General features: G+C 53.0%; 15 protein-coding genes, 1 tRNA gene and 2 pseudogenes. 13 read left to right on the forward strand and 5 right to left on the reverse strand.

Annotation, left to right across the window (positions count from 1 at the left end; all coding sequences use genetic code 11):
• The first annotated feature begins 14 nt into the window (after positions 1–14).
• From rsgA to LEPIL_RS00995, 11 genes and pseudogenes are all read left to right on the forward strand, one after another.
• Positions 15–1,109 carry a ribosome small subunit-dependent GTPase A gene (gene rsgA / locus LEPIL_RS00945; RefSeq protein WP_002769050.1) on the forward strand — a complete coding sequence of 365 codons (1,095 nt, stop codon included), beginning with the start codon at positions 15–17 and terminating at the stop codon, positions 1,107–1,109.
• A gap of 148 nt (positions 1,110–1,257) precedes the next feature.
• Positions 1,258–2,700, forward strand: coding sequence for an ATP-binding protein (locus LEPIL_RS00950; RefSeq protein ID WP_002769052.1), 1,443 nt, complete (start codon positions 1,258–1,260; stop codon positions 2,698–2,700).
• Between the two features lie 203 nt (positions 2,701–2,903).
• Complete coding sequence (locus LEPIL_RS00955; RefSeq protein WP_002769055.1) at positions 2,904–5,720, forward strand: type I restriction endonuclease subunit R; 2,817 nt, start codon at positions 2,904–2,906, stop codon at positions 5,718–5,720.
• Between the two features lie 101 nt (positions 5,721–5,821).
• A complete protein-coding gene (locus tag LEPIL_RS00960) occupies positions 5,822–6,091 on the forward strand; it encodes a type II toxin-antitoxin system Phd/YefM family antitoxin (protein WP_002769056.1) in 270 nt (89 codons plus the stop codon).
• Positions 6,088–6,366, forward strand: a complete 279-nt coding sequence (locus tag LEPIL_RS00965) for a type II toxin-antitoxin system RelE/ParE family toxin (RefSeq protein ID WP_002769058.1) — start codon at positions 6,088–6,090, stop codon at positions 6,364–6,366. Before LEPIL_RS00960 ends, LEPIL_RS00965 begins: the two co-directional genes overlap by 4 nt.
• Before the next feature lie 168 nt (positions 6,367–6,534).
• The gene (locus LEPIL_RS21405; protein ID WP_002769065.1) at positions 6,535–8,016 is read left to right on the forward strand and encodes a restriction endonuclease subunit S; all 1,482 of its coding nucleotides are present in this window, start codon (positions 6,535–6,537) and stop codon (positions 8,014–8,016) included.
• Positions 8,017–8,096: 80 nt separating this feature from the next.
• Positions 8,097–8,351: a type II toxin-antitoxin system HicA family toxin gene (locus tag LEPIL_RS00975; RefSeq protein WP_002769067.1), complete on the forward strand. Its 255-nt coding sequence runs from the start codon at positions 8,097–8,099 to the stop codon at positions 8,349–8,351.
• Positions 8,348–8,677: a type II toxin-antitoxin system HicB family antitoxin gene (locus LEPIL_RS00980; protein WP_002769069.1), complete on the forward strand. Its 330-nt coding sequence runs from the start codon at positions 8,348–8,350 to the stop codon at positions 8,675–8,677. Before LEPIL_RS00975 ends, LEPIL_RS00980 begins: the two co-directional genes overlap by 4 nt.
• Positions 8,678–8,918: 241 nt before the next feature.
• Positions 8,919–10,391, forward strand: a complete 1,473-nt coding sequence (locus tag LEPIL_RS00985) for a GNAT family N-acetyltransferase (protein WP_002769073.1) — start codon at positions 8,919–8,921, stop codon at positions 10,389–10,391.
• Complete coding sequence (locus LEPIL_RS00990) at positions 10,351–10,887, forward strand: ASCH domain-containing protein (protein WP_179117361.1); 537 nt, start codon at positions 10,351–10,353, stop codon at positions 10,885–10,887. The genes LEPIL_RS00985 and LEPIL_RS00990 overlap by 41 nt, the downstream gene beginning before the upstream one ends.
• 299 nt (positions 10,888–11,186) lie before the next feature.
• Positions 11,187–12,631 (forward strand): annotated as a pseudogene (locus tag LEPIL_RS00995) (class I SAM-dependent DNA methyltransferase).
• Positions 12,632–12,811: 180 nt separating this feature from the next.
• Here the strand turns inward: LEPIL_RS00995 and LEPIL_RS01000 are convergent.
• Positions 12,812–14,048, reverse strand: a pseudogene (locus LEPIL_RS01000) (IS256-like element ISLil1 family transposase).
• Between the two features lie 169 nt (positions 14,049–14,217).
• Here LEPIL_RS01000 and LEPIL_RS01005 point away from each other — a divergent pair.
• A complete protein-coding gene (locus LEPIL_RS01005; RefSeq protein ID WP_245826893.1) occupies positions 14,218–14,787 on the forward strand; it encodes an HsdM family class I SAM-dependent methyltransferase in 570 nt (189 codons plus the stop codon).
• A 13-nt stretch (positions 14,788–14,800) separates the two neighbouring features.
• On the opposite strand, the gene LEPIL_RS21410 is transcribed toward LEPIL_RS01005, so the two are convergent.
• Positions 14,801–15,577 carry a DUF429 domain-containing protein gene (locus LEPIL_RS21410; RefSeq protein WP_002769081.1) on the reverse strand — a complete coding sequence of 259 codons (777 nt, stop codon included), beginning with the start codon at positions 15,575–15,577 and terminating at the stop codon, positions 14,801–14,803.
• A 118-nt stretch (positions 15,578–15,695) separates the two neighbouring features.
• Between LEPIL_RS21410 and LEPIL_RS01015 the strand changes: the two genes are divergently transcribed.
• Positions 15,696–16,325: a hypothetical protein gene (locus LEPIL_RS01015; RefSeq protein WP_002769083.1), complete on the forward strand. Its 630-nt coding sequence runs from the start codon at positions 15,696–15,698 to the stop codon at positions 16,323–16,325.
• Positions 16,326–16,336: 11 nt separating this feature from the next.
• On the opposite strand, the gene LEPIL_RS24230 is transcribed toward LEPIL_RS01015, so the two are convergent.
• The 3 genes from LEPIL_RS24230 to LEPIL_RS01030 form a co-directional block, all read right to left on the reverse strand.
• Entirely contained in the window at positions 16,337–16,903 is a 567-nt protein-coding gene (locus LEPIL_RS24230) for a PIN domain-containing protein (RefSeq protein ID WP_002769084.1), read from the reverse strand.
• Positions 16,872–17,396 (reverse strand): toll/interleukin-1 receptor domain-containing protein, encoded by a 525-nt coding sequence (locus LEPIL_RS01025; protein WP_002769085.1) that lies wholly within the window; start codon positions 17,394–17,396, stop codon positions 16,872–16,874. The genes LEPIL_RS24230 and LEPIL_RS01025 overlap by 32 nt, the downstream gene beginning before the upstream one ends.
• Before the next feature lie 288 nt (positions 17,397–17,684).
• A tRNA-Ile gene (locus LEPIL_RS01030) sits at positions 17,685–17,758 on the reverse strand.
• Positions 17,759–17,913: the final 155 nt, after the last annotated feature.

A 17,913-nucleotide genomic window follows, 5' to 3' on the forward strand; every position in this document is an offset into this window, starting at 1 on the left:
GACAATCTACACCCATGAAACTCGAAGACCTCGGATACAGCGAACGGTTAGAAGAGCGTCGCCAGGCTTACGACCGTGAGCACGGCCTTATGCAAGATCGTTCGGCGACGGAACCCGGCCGGATTATCGCAGAACACAAAGAGCGCTATATCGTGGCGACGGGCGGCGGCGAGGTCGAAGCAGAGATAACCGGACACATGCGCTTCGCCGCTACCGGTCGCGCGGATTTTCCCGCCGTTGGAGACTGGGTTCTCGTCACCGTCTACGATACGGACTTTGCCATCATTCACAGCATCCTGCCCCGATCCTCAATTCTGCAGAGGCAGGCCGTCGGTCAGTTCGGTGAGATTCAGATCATCGCCACAAACGTGGATTTCGCCTTTCTCGTACAGGCCGTCGATCGGGATTTTAACGTTAACCGTCTGGAGCGGTATCTCAGCATCTGTCATGCCTCAAAGGTGAATCCCATCATCGTCCTGACGAAGACCGATTTGATCGATGCAGAGCGTCTCGCCGAGCTGAGATCTGCGATCGAAGGCCGCATCCATGACGTTCCGATACTGACCGTCAGCAACGTTACACACGAAGGCTGCGACGAGCTTCGCAAGCACATCGAATACGGTAAGACCTACTGTATGCTCGGATCATCGGGCGTCGGTAAGTCAAGCCTGATCAACACGCTGACCGGCGGAGCCATTCAGAAGACCGGCGACATCAGCGAAAGCACGCATAAAGGCCGCCACGTCACCACGCATAGAGAGCTGATCGTTCTGTCGACAGGAGGCATGCTCATTGATAACCCCGGCATGCGCGAGGTGGGACTCGCCGATGCAACGGGCGGCGTCGAGGCGACCTTCGACCGCATCGCCGAGCTTTCCGTTCACTGCCGCTTCGCCGACTGCACACACACGGTCGAAGCCGGATGCGCCGTCATCGAGGCCGTGGAACAGGGGCAGATCGATCGTGCCTCGTACGAGAACTATCTGAAACTCGAAAGAGAGCGCTCGCATTTTCAGTCCACCGTTGCCGAGAAGCGCAAGAAGGATAAGGCCTTCGGGAAGATGCTGAAGAACTATCACAAGCAGAATCCGAAGCAGAGGGATTTGTAGGGCGGAGTATCGGCTTCAGGGTCGGGCAGCTTCCTTTCAGGCAGCGATCAGGAAAAGACTCTAACGAACGGACAGAAAACGATAAATTTCAGATATATATAAATTATAGATTGCAAAAATATAAACAATATGATATTCTGTAAGTATCATGAGGGATCTATTCGACTTAGAGGAGATTCTGCAAGTTCTCAACGGATTCAACCCCTGGTGGACGCAGCCCGATGTCGCCGTGCCGGCCTTCAGGAGGCTGGCCTTTCATGCGACGCGTTCTTATCTGGAGAAGAACGATCTGCGCCGGGCCATCCTGCTTTCCGGACCGAGGCGTGTCGGCAAGACAACGGTGCTGCAACAACTGGCCCGACAGGCCATCGACGACGGAAGCGAGGCAAGGTCCGTCCTTTATCTCAGCCTTGATCATCCGGTCTTGAAGCTGCTCTCGCTGCGCAAGATCCTCGCCCTCTATCATGCCCACATCCATGCGGTGGGGCGTCCGGCTCTGCTTCTGCTTGACGAGGTTCAATATGCCGCCGACTGGCAGACGGAGGTGAAGCTTCTTGTCGACCATCAGCCCGACTACCGCATCGTCGCCACCGGATCAGCCAGCGTCGTCCAGAAAGACCAGCTCGCCGAAAGCGGAACGGGGCGATGGTTAACGATCCCCGTTCCAACGCTGTCGTTCTACGAATTCATTCATATACGGAGTGAGGCCGTTCCTGCCATAGATGAAACGATTCTGCCAACCGATCTCTTTACGATGAGCGGAGCCGATCTGCTGCGGATCGCCTCGCAGCTGCGTCCGCTTCTTCCGCTGTTTGATCGCTATCTGTTAACCGGCGGATTTCCCGAAACGGCGCGACAGGAAGACATCTCATTCAGCCAGCGTCTTCTACGAGAAGACGTCGTGGAGCGTGTACTCAAGCGAGACATGACGTCGCTGTTCGGCGTGCGGAACGTGAACGACCTGGAGCGGCTCTTTCTGTATGTATGCCTGCACACGGGCAACATCCTCGCTCATAACACGCTTGCCCGCGACCTCGGAACGTCGGCGGCCACGGTGGCTAACTATCTTGAGCTGCTGCGATCCGCCAATCTGCTTTATTGCCTGCCGCCGGCCGGTCTGAGCGGAAAGAAGATTTTGCGAGCTCGCAACAAATACTATCTTGTCGACGCCGGATTGCGCAACGCCGTTCTTCTGCGCGGCGAGCAGACCCTGCTGCGCCCCGATGAGATGGGCATGATCGCCGAGACGACCGTCCTGCGCCACCTCTATGCCTATTATTACCGCGATACTCCGCAGATCGTCTACTGGCGCGATGCCCTGACCGAAAAAGAGGTCGATATCATTGTGAAGAGTCCGGCCTATCATCTGGCCTTCGAGGTGAAGTATCGCGAGAAGGCAAACATCGAAGCGAAAAGCGGCCTTGCCATATACAGTGCGGCAGAGAGGCTGGAAACGGCCTATCTGATTACGAAGCAAGAGACCGATTTCGGTGTAACGGAGCTACCCGGCCAGGCGACGCGATTCTTACGCGTGCCGGCTCATGTGCTGTGCTACCTGCTCGGGCAGGCAGAGCGAATGTTATGGGGGTAAGAGGGGGCGCGAGAACGTGTCGATAAAATGGAGAAATATCGACATGAGAGGCTTGACCTGTCGATAGAATCGACATAGCGTGGGAGGCCAACCTTCGCTAACGTCAAGTTCCTTCTTGACATTCTGTATATTCTTATAGAAATACACACCATGAGAGTATGTCCCCGTCCGGGTGTATTCTGAGCACGAGGTAGAGCGAAGGAATGCCACCGACACCAGAGGATCAGGCCCGCGAAACGATCGATGCATTGCTCATAGCGGCTGGCTGGCATGTATGCGATGTGAAGGATACGAACATCCATGCGGCTCGCGGCGTGGCGATCCGGGAGTTTCCTCTACCCGGCCATGGCTTTGCCGACTATCTGCTCTATGTCGATGGAAAGGCAGCCGGCGTTATTGAAGCGAAGCGCGAAGGCGTAACGCTGACAGGCGTTGAGATCCAGGCGCAGAAGTATACGAAGGGATTGCCGGCCGGGCTTCCTCGTGTCAGTGATCCCCTGCCCTTTGCCTATCAGTCGACGGGAACAGAGACGCGCTTCACAAACGGCCTTGATCCGCAGCCGCGTTCTCGGGCTGTGTCGGCCTTTCATCGCGCCGAGCATCTGGCGGAGCTGCTTGATGCGCCTGCAAGCTCTGAATCGATGGGCGAGCAGCGGCTGCCCTATGGACGACACGCCACGTTTCTTTCCCGACTGCAAGAGATGCCCGAGCTCAAGACCGAAGGCCTCTGGCCGGCGCAGATCAAGGCCATCCAGAATCTCGAAACGTCGCTGAAAGAGAATCGTCCCCGTGCTCTGATTCAGATGGCAACGGGCTCAGGAAAAACCTTCACGTCGATCTCGTTTATCTACAGACTTATTAAATTCGCCGGAGCGCGGCGTGTGCTTTTTCTCGTCGACCGCGGCAATCTGGGTGATCAGACGCTCAAGGAATTCCAGCAGTACGATTCGCCGTATAACAACTTCAAGTTCACCGAAGAGTATATCGTTCAGAAACTGCAATCGAATGTGATCGACCAGACGGCCCGGGTCTGCATCTGCACCATCCAGCGCATGTACTCGATCTTGAAGGGAAAGGATCTGCCCGACGATATGGACGATCAATCGCTCGAGGGACTCGGTTCTCTGTTCAAACAGGCCGAGCCCATCGAGTATAATCCGAATATACCGATCGAGGCGTTTGATATCATCGTTACCGACGAATGCCATCGTTCGATCTATAACCTCTGGGCGCAGGTGCTCGAATACTTCGACGCTTACCTGATCGGGCTGACGGCAACGCCGAGCAAGCAGACCTTCGGCTTCTTCAATCAGAATCTTGTCATGGAGTATAACCATGAGATGGCCGTCGCCGACGGCGTGAACGTGAACTATGACGTCTATCGCATCCGCACGGCTATCAGCGAGGCCGGCTCTAAAGTGGAGGCCGGCTACTCGGTACAGATCCTTGAGCGTGAGACGCGCAACAAGCGCTGGCAGGAGCTGGACGAGGACTTCAGCTATGATCCGAATCAGCTGGATCGCAGCGTCACCACGCCCGACCAGATCCGCACGATCATCCGCACCTTTCGTGAGAAGCTGTTTACAGAGATTTATCCGGGACGCACGTGGGTGCCGAAGACGCTGATCTTCGCGAAGGACGACAACCATGCAGAGAACATCGTCGAAATCGTTCGAGAGGAGTTTGGCGATAAGGGCAGCAACGAATTCTGCAAGAAGATTACCTATCGCACTTCGGGAGAAAAGCCGAAGGATCTGATCAACGAGTTTCGCACAAGCCCCATGCCGCGCATCGCCGTTACGGTTGATATGATCGCGACGGGCACCGATATCAAGGCCGTTGAGATCGTCATGTTCATGCGCGCCGTGAAGTCGCGCTCCTTCTTCGAGCAGATGAAGGGCCGCGGCGTGCGCGTGATCAAATCTGACGACTTGCTGAGTATAACGCCCGATGCCGGCGCGAAAGACCACTTCGTTATCGTCGATGCCGTCGGCGTCTGCGAACGGGATATGACCGACTCCCGCCCCATGGAACAGAAGCCGACGGTAAGCTTGGAACGGCTCATGCAGGCCGTCGTCTTTGGCAATACGGACGGCGACGTGCTTACCTCCCTTGCCGGCCGTCTTGCTCGCATGGAACATCGCCTGAGCGCCGACGATGATGAGCGCATTCGCGAAGTTACCGGCGGTCTTGGCGTGAAAGACATCAGCCATAACATCATCGCCGCCCTTGATCCCGATCGTCATATAGCACAGGCACGGGCCGATCTGCATATGGAGACGGGGCCTGTGCCAGACGAGGCCATTACAGCAGCCCGTCAGAGGATGATTCAGGAAGCCATCGGGCCGCTTCATAATCCGAAGACGCGCGAAACGCTCGATGCTATCAAAAAGAAGAACGAAATCATCATCGATACGGTGAGCAAGGATCAGGTGCTTGAGTCGTCGTTCTCGGCGACGTCTGTTGATCGTGCTCGGGCAACGGTGCAGTCGTTCGAGCTTTTTATTAAAGAGCACAAGGACGAGATTACGGCCCTGCAGATCCTATTCAGTCGGCCCTACCGCCACCGGCTAACCTTTGCTGCCGTCAAAGAACTGGCCGAGGCCATCGAGCGTCCTCCGTATCTATGGAATGAATCGCAGCTCTGGAATGCCTATGCTGCGCTTGAGTCGTCAAAGGTAAAAGGAGCAAGCGGACGGCGTATCTTAACCGACCTTGTCTCGCTGGTACGTTTTGCCATGCATGAAGATGCAGAGCTCATTCCCTTTCCCGATCGCGTGCATGCAAACTTCGAGGCATGGATGACCCAACAGCAAAGGGGCGGACGCAGCTTCACCGACGAGCAGCGTCAATGGCTGACGATGATCCGCGATCATATTGCAGCGAATCTGAGCATTGATGCCGACGACTTCGAGTATGCTCCGTTCTCGCAGCATGGAGGCCTTGGCCGACTGCATCAGCTGTTCGGCGACGGGCTCGATCAGATTCTTACAGAGCTGAGTGAGATCCTTGCGGCGTGAGGGGCCATATTCACAAAATGCCGGGCCCCACCTATACCCCTAATAAGTAAAAGCGCTAAAAAGTACTTTACTTTGCACCTATTCCAGTACTTAATTGAGTCATGAACAGCGTCCCCGCACAGGAAATCAAGCGCCGCGGCATCGCTGCCGTTGACGAGGCCCTTGCCCGGGGGCCGGTACATATCATTCGCAACAACCGTCCCGAGTACGTTGTGCTGACGGCAGAAGGCTATGAGGAATTGCTCGAAGCCCAGGAAGAGGCTGCTCTGGGGCGCATCAAGGCATCGCTCGAAGATGCAAAGGCCGGCCGCCTCAGCAGGCATGACAGCGTCGAGGCGCTCCTGAACCATCTGGAATCCAGCGACGAATGAGCTGGACGCTAACGACGACGGCCACCTTCGACCGCCGCGCCCGCAAGTTCCTCGCCAGACATCCGGACTTGAAGCCACGTCTGGCTGAGACGCTGGAAAAACTGCGCGTCGATCCGTTTGCACCCGGCCTGCGACTGCATGCGCTTACGGGCAAGCTTCAGGGCCTACAGGCCGTCAGCCTTATTTACAGCTATCGCATTACACTTACGCTTCAGATCACAGAGCGCGAGATCTTGCTGCTCGACATCGGCAGCCATGACGAGGTGTATAGGTGAAGAGCTTGGTATTATACTCAAACGCAGTAGAGAGATACTTGCAGGCTAACGGGCGAGCGGAGGAATTGGCGTGAACATGAGAGAAGGGGAACTATTAGGAAATGCCGAACAGTTTGCAGGAGAGGGAACTTGTAAGAGCTACTTACATGTTCGCTTCGAGGCGATGAAATGAGGAAAGGGAAAGAAAGAACACCTATTGAAGAGCTCGATACTGAGCGTAACTTGAATAGGATACACCTTCACGCATTGCCAGATAGTTGGGAGTGGCGGACTGTTGAAGATGCTGGGATCAATCAAAAAAATGCTATAGTTGATGGACCATTTGGGTCAAACCTGAAAGTAAGCGATTATGTTGAAGGAGGCCCCGTTCCCGTCTTAACAACTAAGAACCTTGAAGGCAACTACGATGATGTTCGATATATTTCCAATGACAAGTTTGAGGAGTTGAAACGTAGCGCAGTCCACTCCGGCGACATTCTCATGGCAAAAATTGGCTCCTGTGGAAAAACAGGAATCTATCCTCCTGAAAAGCCGCCAGCAATAATTCCCGCCAATCTATTGAAGATTACGCTGAATGAAAGATACGAGCGAAAGTATGTTTTCTACTATTTAAACTCCGAGTTCTTTCAAAGAGCATTACGTACTATTATCAAGGCAACAGCGCAACCGGCCTTTTCGGTAACAAACTTCCGCACGTTACCCTTACCTTATACTGAAGTAAGAATGCAGAAGCGCATCATTGCCGAGATCGAGAAGCAGTTCTCGCGTCTCGACGAGGCCGTTACGAATCTGAAGCGAGTGAAGGCTAACCTGAAACGTTACCGAGCTTCGGTGCTCAAGGCTGCCGTCGAAGGTCGCCTTGTAGAGACGGAGGCTGAGATTGCGCGAAGGGAAGGACGCGAATACGAGACTGGTAAACAGTTGCTGGAAAGGATTCTGGAGACACGTCGCCGTGAATGGAAGGGTAAGGGGCAATATAAGGAGCCTGCTGCGCCCGATGTTAGCGAGCTGCCTGAAATGCCGGAAGGATGGGCGTGGGGGAGTTTGAATGGTATTGCTTCACTCAAAGGTGGCATAACGGTCGACAGCAAACGAAATAAAATCAATGCTCGCTTAGTCCCCTATCTGCGCGTTGCCAATGTCCAACGTGGCTATCTGGATTTGAGCGAAATAAAACACATACCAGTAAAAGAGTCTGATATTGCGGACCTTCGGTTAGAGTATGGCGATATCCTTTTCAACGAAGGGGGAGACCGCGATAAGCTGGGTCGGGGTTGGATCTGGGAATCTCAACTCGTCGATTGCATCCACCAGAATCATGTTTTCCGTGCGCGCCTTTATTCTTCCGATATGCCGCCCTCATTCGTATCCTGGTGGGGAAACACCTTTGGTAAAGAGTACTTTTCGCGAGAAGGAAAACAATCAACGAACTTGGCTTCCATTAATTTGACAAAGCTGAGTGCATTGCCAGTCCCCATCCCGCCGCTTGCCGAACAGCGGCGCATCGTTGCTGAGGTGGACCGTCGGCTCTCGCTGGTACGCGAGACGGAGGCTCAGGTGGAGGCGAATCTTAAGCGGGCAGAACAGCTGCGGCAGGCGGTGTTGCAGAAGGCCTTTTCGGGCGAGCTGGTAAGGGATGAGGCGGGGTGATGGGAGCTGGCCCTGCCGCAATACATCCTTTCCCGGCAAAAGGGCTTGCCCATGATACCACAGTATGATACCATAGCTCTGTGAACGCGAGAAACCGAAAGACGCTTGAGGATATCTTCAAACGTCCCGTTCCCGCCAGTATTGAATGGGCCGCCATCGAATCCTTGCTCCGGGCTCTGGGCGCTGAGATTTCGGAGGGAACCGGTTCACGCGTCCGCATTAAGCTCAATGGAGTTCGCGCCGTCTTTCATCGTCCGCACCCGCAGAAGGAGACGGACAGGGGAGCGGTGACCTCAATGCAGCGCTTTCTTGAGAACGCAGGAATAAAACCATGATGGAATACAAGGGATATATCGGAACTGTTGAATTTGACGCCGATGCACGGATTTTCCACGGAGACGTGATCAATACACGTGACGTCATAACTTTTCAAGGGAAGACGGTCGATGAGATCGAACACGCCTTCAGGGAGTCCATCGATGACTATCTGGAATGGTGTGCGGTAGAAGGAGTCGACCCGGAGAAGCCGTATTCTGGTAAGTTCAACCTTCGCCTGTCGCCGGACCTGCACAAAGAAGCCGCCGTTACGGCAAAACGCCTGAAGATGTCGTTAAACAGCTTCGTTGAAAAGGCACTGAGAGACGAGCTAAAGGCCCTTTAGACCGAGGCATCGATGGAGGCGAGTCTCAAGCGGGCAGAACGGTTGCGGCAGGCGGTGTTGCAGACGGCCTTCTCGGGCGAGCTGGTAAGGGATGAGGCGGGGTGAGCGGGAGCGGCCGGTGAACTCGATCTTTAACTAAGGATCGCCGTTAGTTAAAGGAAGGGGGGTTCCTTAACTAAGGCGGGGCGCTGAATTTCGTAAGATTCTGGCAGACGAGGATTTCTGAGCTTAACAAGAACTGATGCGATTCCTTCTGGATACAAATATACTCATCCCACTTGAGGATTCGAAGCGACCTCTTGAACCCAGTCTTGCCAATTTTGTAAGACTGGCGACGAGCTATGGTCATCAACTCGTTTATCACCCGGCTTCAAAAGACGATATCAATCAAGATAAAGATCTTGAAAGGCGCAAGCAGACGCTCGATCGACTTCAGCAATACACTCCGCTTGAAAAGCTGCCGCCTTGCCCCTGGAACGTCGGCAGCACAAACAGAAACGATGTTGCTGATAACGAAATCCTCTATGCCCTGGAGATAAACGCCATTCACGGCCTTGTTACCGAAGATCAGGGCATTCATTCTAAAGCGAAATCGAAAGGGCTCGCACAGCACGTCTATACAATTCAGACAGCTGAAGACCTGCTACGCAGGCTGCACGAACGAGAATCCGTTCATCTGCCCAATATCAATGACACTCCTCTCTACAGTCTTACCCCACTCTTAGATTCACCTTTCTTTGACAGCCTGAGGGAAGGATATCCGGAGTTCGATACCTGGTTTCGAAGCAAAGCCCAGGAGGGTCGAGAAGCCTGGGTTAACTGGGAACAGGATGGCATCATTGGCGGAATCTGCATATACACATTGCAGTCAGATGAGAGAATCACAGAAGACCGAACATTGACAGGTCAAGCACTGAAAATCTCTACTTTCAAGGTGGCTGACAGTAATCGTGGGAAAAAGATCGGCGAGCTATTCTTAAAGGCTGCGTTTCGGTATGCCAGCCAGAACCGCATAGAGAGTATCTTTATTCATGGAGATATCAGCCGTCATCATTTCTTATTTGAGATGCTCGAAGACTTTGGCTTTTACAGGGTTGGATATCACCCCGGCAGTGGCGAGCGAGACGCCGTCTATCTCAAAGAACATCCGATCGAACCGCCAGTAACTGCCGATCTGACTGATTTTGAATACTCCCGGCGCTACTTCCCGCATTTTCGCAGTGACGAGCATATCTTGAAGTTCGTTGTGCCCATTCAACCTGATTTCCATCGAATTCTCTTTCCCGACTATGAATCACCGGTCGATCGCCAGCCGAGTCTCTTTGCTTCTCAAAATAGTGCTGGCAATGCCATCAAGCTGGCCTACCTTTGTCATGCTCAGACAAAAGACATGCCACCCGGATCGGTCGTACTTTTTTACAGATCTGGTGATGAAAGGGCAATTACCAGTCTCGGCATCGTAGAAAGCTATGAAACATCGATCGATGCCGACGAAATTGCCGCAAAAGTCAAACGTCGAACAGTCTATACAATGCAAGAAATCAAAAGAATCGCCGAGAAACCCACAAGAGTTATGTTGTTTCGGTTGATAAAACATTTCAAGGATCCACGACAACAGCAGTGGCTGATTGACTCAAAAATCTTAAGAGGGCCGCCTCAGAGTATTACACTCATTGATCACGAGAAATTCACGAGAATCAACGCCCATGAATAGCAAAGCAGTCCTCATCTCCATTCATCCAGAGCATGTAGCGAAGATTCTTTCGGGTGAGAAACGACTTGAGTTTCGCCGTCAGTGGGCCGCTCAGCCCATTGACGTTCTTGTCATCTATGCCACGTCGCCGGTTCAGAAAATCATTGCTATCACTCGTATTCAGAATGTCTTTCGCGGCAGCAAAACTCACCTATGGGCGCTGGCCCAGGAAAAAGGCGGGGGTATTAGCAGAAAGCAGCTCTTTGATTATATGGATGGCAAAGACGAAGGCGTTGCTATCGAGCTCTCCCGACTTCTAAAATTGAAGGACGGCGTTCATCTCAGCAGTGTCTTCGGCGAAAACTTCAAACCTCCACAATCGTTTCGATATCTGACGCCGAGTGAACTGGAAAGACTCATACGGTTAACGGAGGCAGACAAAAGCGAAGCACCTCCACTTTCCCGATCCGATACCAAGCAAGAAAGGCAATATGCACTGTTTCCTGCTGCTCAGTGAATTGGCTGTCGGACCACTCCCATGACCACGGTACAAACAATCGCCCATCCCCCGTGTCGGCTCATCAGCCTCCAGAATTCGCCGGCAAATTCGCCATCAGATGAACAAATATGCGCCATGTTCGATCGATTAATCGGTCCCCGACCAAAAGATACTCTTGCCGGCGCAACCGGCCGCAACGTGGAAAAAGAAAGGGTAATACCCTTAAATAAGGGTAATAAAGAGGGTAATAACGCATGACTCCTGCAAATATCGTACAGAAACTCTGGAACTACTGCAACGTGCTGCGTGATGACGGCATGTCGTACGGCGATTATGTGGAGCAGTTGACCTATCTGCTCTTCCTCAAGATGGCGGACGAGCGCACGAAGGCGCCGTACAAGCAAAAAAGCCCGGTGCCCGACGAATACAGCTGGCCCAGCCTGATCAAGAAAGACGGCGACGACCTCTTCGATCATTACCGCCACACGCTTGAAAAGCTCGGTAACGAGAAAGGCCTGCTCGGACTGATCTTCAACAAGTCGCAGAATAAGTTTCAGGATCCGGCGAAGCTGCGTCGGCTTGTCGTCGATCTCATCGATAAAGAGCAATGGGTGTCGATGAGCGCCGACGTCAAAGGCGATGCCTACGAAGGCCTGCTTGAGAAGAACGCACAGGATACGAAATCGGGCGCCGGTCAGTATTTCACGCCCCGTCCGCTGATCCAGGCCATCGTCGATGTGATGGCTCCGAAGCCCTCAGCGATCCGGCCTGTGGCACAGGCGGATTTCTGTTAGCCGCTCATGATTACGTCGTGCGTAACAATCCGAACATGACGAAGGCCGAGAAGACGAAACTCAAAGAAGAAACGTTTAAGGGATGGGAGCTCGTTCAGGCGACGGCTCGTCTCTGCGCCATGAACATGCTTCTTCATGGCATCGGCAGCCTGTCTGCCTCCGATGCAAAGAACGACTCTTCTCGTTCGCTTCCTATCATCGTTTCGGATTCGCTCGGCGCCGATCCGGGAGATCGCTTCGATATCGTGTTAACCAATCCACCCTTTGGCAAGAAAAGCAGCACGACGATCGTCGGCGAAGAAGGCAAGGTCAGCAAGGAACGCGACACGGTAGAGCGCGGAGATTTCTGGACGACGACGTCGAACAAGCAACTGAACTTCGTGCAGCATGTAAAAACCTTATTGAAGCAAAACGGACGAGCAGCCGTCGTCGTTCCGGATAACGTTCTTTTCGAGGGCGGCGCCGGTGAAACCATCCGACGTAAACTTCTGCAAGAGTGCGACGTGCATACGCTGCTGCGGCTGCCTACGGGGCTCTTTTATGCACAGGGCGTGAAAGCGAACGTGCTCTTTTTCGACAAGAAGCCGGCCAGCGAAACGCCATGGACGAAGAAGCTCTGGATCTACGACCTGCGCACAAACATGCACTTCACGCTGAAGACCGATCCTCTGAAGCGTGAAGATCTCGACGAGTTTGTGAAGTGTTATAACGCTGCGAACCGTCACAGCCGCAAGGCCACGTTTAGCGAGAAGAACCCTGACGGTCGCTGGCGAGCTTATGCTTACGACGAGCTGGTGGCCCGCGATAAGGCCAGCCTTGATATCTTCTGGCTGAAAGATGAGTCGCTTTCAGAATCTGACAACCTGCCCTCGCCCGACATCATCGCTCTTGAAATCGTCGAAGATCTGGAAGCGGCTCTGGCGCAGTTTCGCGAGATCGCGGGCGATTTGAACGGGAATGGGGGGTGAGATGGGATGCTCGTTTAACCTATGAGGTCTGAAGAATGGACAGCAACGCTATTACAGCCGTCGCAACGGTGTTTCTTGTTATTGTAGGGGTTCAGCAAATACGCATACTGCATCTTCAGCACAGGCAGGACTATGTCCCAGTGATAGTTAGACTTTGAGGCGGGACCCACTGAATGCATCCTATGCCGAGATCCGCTCGTCTAATCTTTTTATCCAGGAAGGTGTTTAAGAACTCATGGATATGAGTGTATGACCGCACCTTACGGAATTGTTCCTCCTGTGATAGCAGGAGACTACCGACCCATCGGAGCACCTGGTCTGTCTGCGGCCTTGACCGTTTAACCCGGTTAAGCTGAGACCTGGGATTCGAAAATGCCGAATCGATCAGATTGGTTGTGTAGAAGGATGTTCTCAACTTCGGCGGCATATTGATGCGATGCAGCGTTAACAGCGTCTCTAAGCCCTCCTGAAGGCTCTGGGAGGCACTGTAGCTGATGGATTCGAGCCATGATAGCACGGACCGCATCTCGCTTGCGACATCTTCGTAACTGTTCGCGCTGAATGCCTGCTTGTATCTCTTGCAGAATTCTGCATGATACTTCCGTGGGAGTTTTGCAAGGACATTTCTCTGTTTATGCAAGTAGCAGAGTTGAATTTCAGCTCTGCTACCGAAGAACTCTCTGGCCGCTTTTTCAAGAGCCTTTGATCCATCCATGACGACAAGCACACGATCTGTGAAGCGGATATCACGGCTCTCGATTGATTGAAGGACACTGAGTGCGCTATCAGCATTCTCTGTAGACCCCTCAGAAATGCCCAGAAAATGCTTGTTTCCGGCCGTATCGACCCCGAGAGCAACGATTACGACAGAGCCGCCGAATACGATGCCATCAAGAACAATACACCAGAATGTCTGATCAGGAAACCTGCGTGAATTCAAATGATTGAGCGACTCACGGCTGGACTTCACAAACTCCCGCGAAACCGCACTCCGCGAAAGGCCGAGAGAGGCTTCTGTCTTTCTCAGCGTCTTTTCATAGTTCCGGGTGCTGATGCCTGCCAGCATCAGGCGCTCAACATGCTCGCGAAGATCAGAGCGATCCTGAAGGATCTCATATCGCTCCAGCTTCACTTCCTTGCCATTGCTTCGAGCTCTGGGCCTCTGGATGGCCACCCTTTCACCATCGAGCACAATGGAACCACGCTGGCTGCCGCCTCGATGGGCAAGACCACGGCCTCTCTTATGCTCCCCTGTCTTGCCGCATAACGTTTCGATTTCTTCGAGAATCAAAGCTCCTACGTAACCGAGTGCAAATTCGCGCACTCGAGCATCGAGGCTGGTTCGAATATAATCCCGAAAACCTTCGGCCGTAAGGCTTTGTGTTTGACTGGTTTCTGCCCGTTCGTTCTTCTTCATCTGGAACCCTCCGTAAGGGAATGTGGTGTTCGGCCCACTTTGGGCCAGGGTTCCGCCTTTTCAAACTCTAACTAAATTCGGGACATAATCACGCGACACAGTAGAGCGCGGGGATTTCTGGACGACGACGTCGAACAAACAACTGAACTTCGTCCAGCATGTAAAGACGCTGCTCAAGCAGAATGGTCGAGCAGCCGTCGTCGTTCCGGATAACGTTCTTTTCGAGGGAGGCGCCGGCGAAACGATCCGCCGTAAACTGCTGCAAGAGTGCGACGTCCATACGCTGCTGCGTCTGCCTACCGGTCTCTTTTATGCACAGGGCGTTAAGGCCAACGTAATCTTCTTCGATAAGAAGCCGGCCAGCGAGACGCCATGGACGAAGAAACTCTGGATCTATGACCTGCGTACCAACATGCATTTCACGCTGAAGACCGATCCTCTGAAACGTGAAGACCTCGACGAGTTTGTGAAGTGTTATAACGTTGCGAACCGTCACAGTCGCAAGGCCACGTTTGGCGAGAAGAATCCCGACGGCCGTTGGCGAGCCTATTCTTACGACGAGCTCGCGGCCCGCGATAAGGCCAGCCTCGATATCTTCTGGCTGAAGGATGAGTCGCTTTCAGAATCTGACAACCTGCCCTCGCCTGATATCATCGCCCTTGAAATCGTAGAAGATCTGGAAGCGGCCCTGGCTCAGTTTCGCGAGATCGCAGGCGATTTGAATGGGAACGGGGTGTGAGGGCGCTGGCTCTTCATTCCCCCCGCGGAAACCAGGTCCACCCCTCTCTCACCAGCGCATCAGCATCAAGCGCCGCTTCGCCTTTAGCTTCCTCCGGATCGTAACACTTGCCGGCAAGAAACAGCATGCCCGTGAAAACGCAGATCGCGGCGTCGCGAGCATCGTCAGTCATGGGATCGGTCGGCATATTAATCGTTATACTATTGCCAATGAGCGTTTGCACCCGCTCCCCCAGTAGCTCCAGCTTCAGCTCCCCTTTTCCATTATCGTTCATCAAAGCGAGGCGAGTCGCCGCCGGGTAAACCTCGATAGCCGAGAGTTTCGTCGTTAGCTCCTCCCTCCGTAATATCAGTTTGATCTCGTCAACGTTATCGAGTTTATTCAGTTGGCCGAGTATCCAGAGCGCCTGGTGAGCCGTAGCTGCAATCAGGCTGGCGCCTACACGCAGTGGATTCTTTTTAAGAGTATCTCTGGCAAAAAGATCCGTTTTCCGATAGAAAAAGTGATCACGATCGATGTCATCGCTGAAAGGGGCGCCGGCCTTATGCCCGTGTAGAGCATCTGACATCGTCCTGGGCCATCCCATCGGCGCATCAAGGCAGAGTAGGACGTTGCTGCTTGCCTGCTTTATCCAATCCGTGACCTTTTCTACCACTTTACCTTCGTCTGCTTGTGGTTCGGCAATTTCGACATTCCACTGCGTTCCATTCTGCGCTGCACAGGCAAGCCCGACTTTTTTTGGGTGTGTCGAGCAATCGATTCCGATGATGGTATTTACTGATTCCTGCATCCCCTCTCCGCACACCCTACCACATCATCCGGACACGCATGCGAGCAACATACCTCCACTTCTAACAGATAAATCGGATTTGACAGCTGCATCCTCCTCACGCAACATCTGTTTAGCCATGAAACGCATCTTCGCCCTTCTTTTGCTTTTCGCCCTCCCCCTCTTCGCGCTCTTCGCCGACGAGATCACCTATGGCATTCTCATGCCCGATCCGCCGGGTCCGGCGATTATACACGGCCTGCCGCCGGGCTATAAGTATGGCACGAATCAGGAAGAGCGAGTGATGGTGATCGTGCGCGAAGACGAGGATTATTATACGGCTACCGTGCGCTGGAAGATCCAGGCCTTTGCCGATCGAAAAGGCAACAGCGCCGTCGAGCAGCTTGCCCTGCATACAGAGCAATGCAAGGCCGAGCCCGATGCCTGCCGCATCGTCGAAACAAAATCCTGTAAAATCAAGCGCGCCGAAAAGCATGTAACCGATTGCCGGCTCATCGCTCAGGTATTCAAAGACGAAGAGGCAAGCTACTACGTGCAGCGTATCTTTGTGGACTATCAGGGCTCCGTCGGCCTGCCCGTTTCGTATCAGAGCACGCTCATGACCCGGGACGCCGACCTCTTTAAGAGCCACAGAGCACTTCATCTTCAGATGACCGAAGACACCTTCGAGCCGCGCTATGTGATGCGTATTCAAGACTCGAGCAATAGGACATACGACGAGAAGCAAGAAAGCGAACCTGCGAAGTAAGCGGAGTGGCGTTAGAGTAACAGCCGGCCTGCCTGCACTTCCTTTTCAATGGAACGGTAGGCAAGCCCAACAATATCGTTCGAGAACCGCTTCCCTTCACGGCGCAGGAAACTGACATCTTTTTCGTATCTTTTTCTGTCGGGAAAGCGCAGAGCGGCGAGAATTCTCAGAGTGCCGTTCGTTGACAGACTCTGTGATCGGGCAATCCTTCGAGCATATTTCTCATCGAGTCCACAGACGACGGTATCCGGACCGTAAAGCTCTCTTTCCAGCTTTCCGCATTGTGCCAGCATCTCCGTTTCACCCTCGTGCATCTTTTGGTCGGCTGCCAGGATAGCCATCAGATCCGAATCATACGTCTGACATGGTTTCATCCACGGGAATTCTTCGAAGGCTCGCCATAAAAAAGAAAAGCGTTTATCTGCATCGGAATTTCTTTCACTGAGAAACTCTTTACGGACGCCGATTGGAATCAGAACCTCGACATACAATAAACTCAGGTACCGAACAAGTTCGAGCCGGTACAACGAATCAAGAATCGAATTATCAACGACGAGTCTTTTGGGGTTCGTCTTCATTCAGCGCCCAGAGCATGAACAGGCCTAAGCCGATACCGATTACAGCAGAGAGAGCCGGATTCGGACTCGATGCATTTTCAGGCAAGCGAGCATTCTGAACGATACCTCCACGATCAAAGGCCTTTTGAAGAATGGCAGCCGGAGTATCCTTGTAAGGGTCAAAAAGGACATCGACCAGTTGTCCTTCGGAGGCGCTGATCTTAATTCGCTTACCCGTAGTGGAATCATGAAAGATCACTACACGCTTATTGTTATGAAGAGCAAATCGCACCTCTTCCATGACCGTTTTAGACAGGCCGCTCGTTGCAAAGAGAACAAAGGCATGCGAGTCCAGGATTCGCTCTTCGGTCTCTTTTTTAAGAGAGGTCCCTCCCAGTCGATCCGGTAAATAGACCGTAGCACCATACAGGCTTGCAATCGTTTGCAGTCGAAGCGCTGTAGACTGCTCCATCTCAACGCCCGGATTATAGGAAACAAAGATCTTCGGGTGCATGAGAGATCCTCCCTGAACTTCACTTCATACTATCATGTTAGATACAATTGCAAACTTAATTTTCTATTTTCACCTACTCCGGTGAAGCAGGCTCCCGCAGCCTACAAACATCAGTCACAGCATCTCAGGCTCTTCTGAACGAGATCGAATGACGCTTCTATCGCAGTCAACCCCTTCCTTATCAGAGAAGTGCTCTAACCAATTGCGCCGCAGATTCTTATAGATGCTTTGATTGTTTCGGGATTCTTCGAAGTGGACGCCCTCTGTTGCGAAGGCTTTCGAAGAATGTGGGCCAGGGAAGACTCGAACTTCCGACCCCTTCCTTATCAGAGAAGTGCTCTAACCGACTGAGCTACTGGCCCGAACGAGAACCAAACTGCGAGGGCGAAGCTCTCCGTCAATGCCGTTTTTGCTCCGTTGCCCTATCGCCGCTGCGTTTTTTTTAGCTTAGAGCAAGCTTCAAAACCCATCCATGGGTTTTGAAGCGAAACGGCAAATGATAGCGAAGCTACCATTT

The sequence above is a fragment of the Leptonema illini DSM 21528 genome, assembly GCF_000243335.1.
In the GTDB taxonomy this organism is placed as follows: Bacteria; Spirochaetota; Leptospiria; order Leptospirales; family Leptonemataceae; genus Leptonema; species Leptonema illini.

Excerpts from the sequence above, each read along its gene's own strand:
- rsgA (WP_002769050.1), top strand. The coding sequence starts at position 15 with ATGAAACTCGAAGACCTCGGATACAGCGAACGGTTAGAAGAGCGTCGC.
- LEPIL_RS00950 (WP_002769052.1), top strand. The coding sequence starts at position 1,258 with ATGAGGGATCTATTCGACTTAGAGGAGATTCTGCAAGTTCTCAACGGA.
- LEPIL_RS00955 (WP_002769055.1), top strand. The coding sequence starts at position 2,904 with ATGCCACCGACACCAGAGGATCAGGCCCGCGAAACGATCGATGCATTG.
- LEPIL_RS00960 (WP_002769056.1), top strand. The coding sequence starts at position 5,822 with ATGAACAGCGTCCCCGCACAGGAAATCAAGCGCCGCGGCATCGCTGCC.
- LEPIL_RS00965 (WP_002769058.1), top strand. The coding sequence starts at position 6,088 with ATGAGCTGGACGCTAACGACGACGGCCACCTTCGACCGCCGCGCCCGC.
- LEPIL_RS21405 (WP_002769065.1), top strand. The coding sequence starts at position 6,535 with ATGAGGAAAGGGAAAGAAAGAACACCTATTGAAGAGCTCGATACTGAG.
- LEPIL_RS00980 (WP_002769069.1), top strand. The coding sequence starts at position 8,348 with ATGATGGAATACAAGGGATATATCGGAACTGTTGAATTTGACGCCGAT.
- LEPIL_RS00985 (WP_002769073.1), top strand. The coding sequence starts at position 8,919 with ATGCGATTCCTTCTGGATACAAATATACTCATCCCACTTGAGGATTCG.
- LEPIL_RS21410 (WP_002769081.1), bottom strand. The coding sequence starts at position 15,577 with ATGCAGGAATCAGTAAATACCATCATCGGAATCGATTGCTCGACACAC.
- LEPIL_RS01015 (WP_002769083.1), top strand. The coding sequence starts at position 15,696 with ATGAAACGCATCTTCGCCCTTCTTTTGCTTTTCGCCCTCCCCCTCTTC.
- LEPIL_RS24230 (WP_002769084.1), bottom strand. The coding sequence starts at position 16,903 with ATGAAGACGAACCCCAAAAGACTCGTCGTTGATAATTCGATTCTTGAT.
- LEPIL_RS01025 (WP_002769085.1), bottom strand. The coding sequence starts at position 17,396 with ATGCACCCGAAGATCTTTGTTTCCTATAATCCGGGCGTTGAGATGGAG.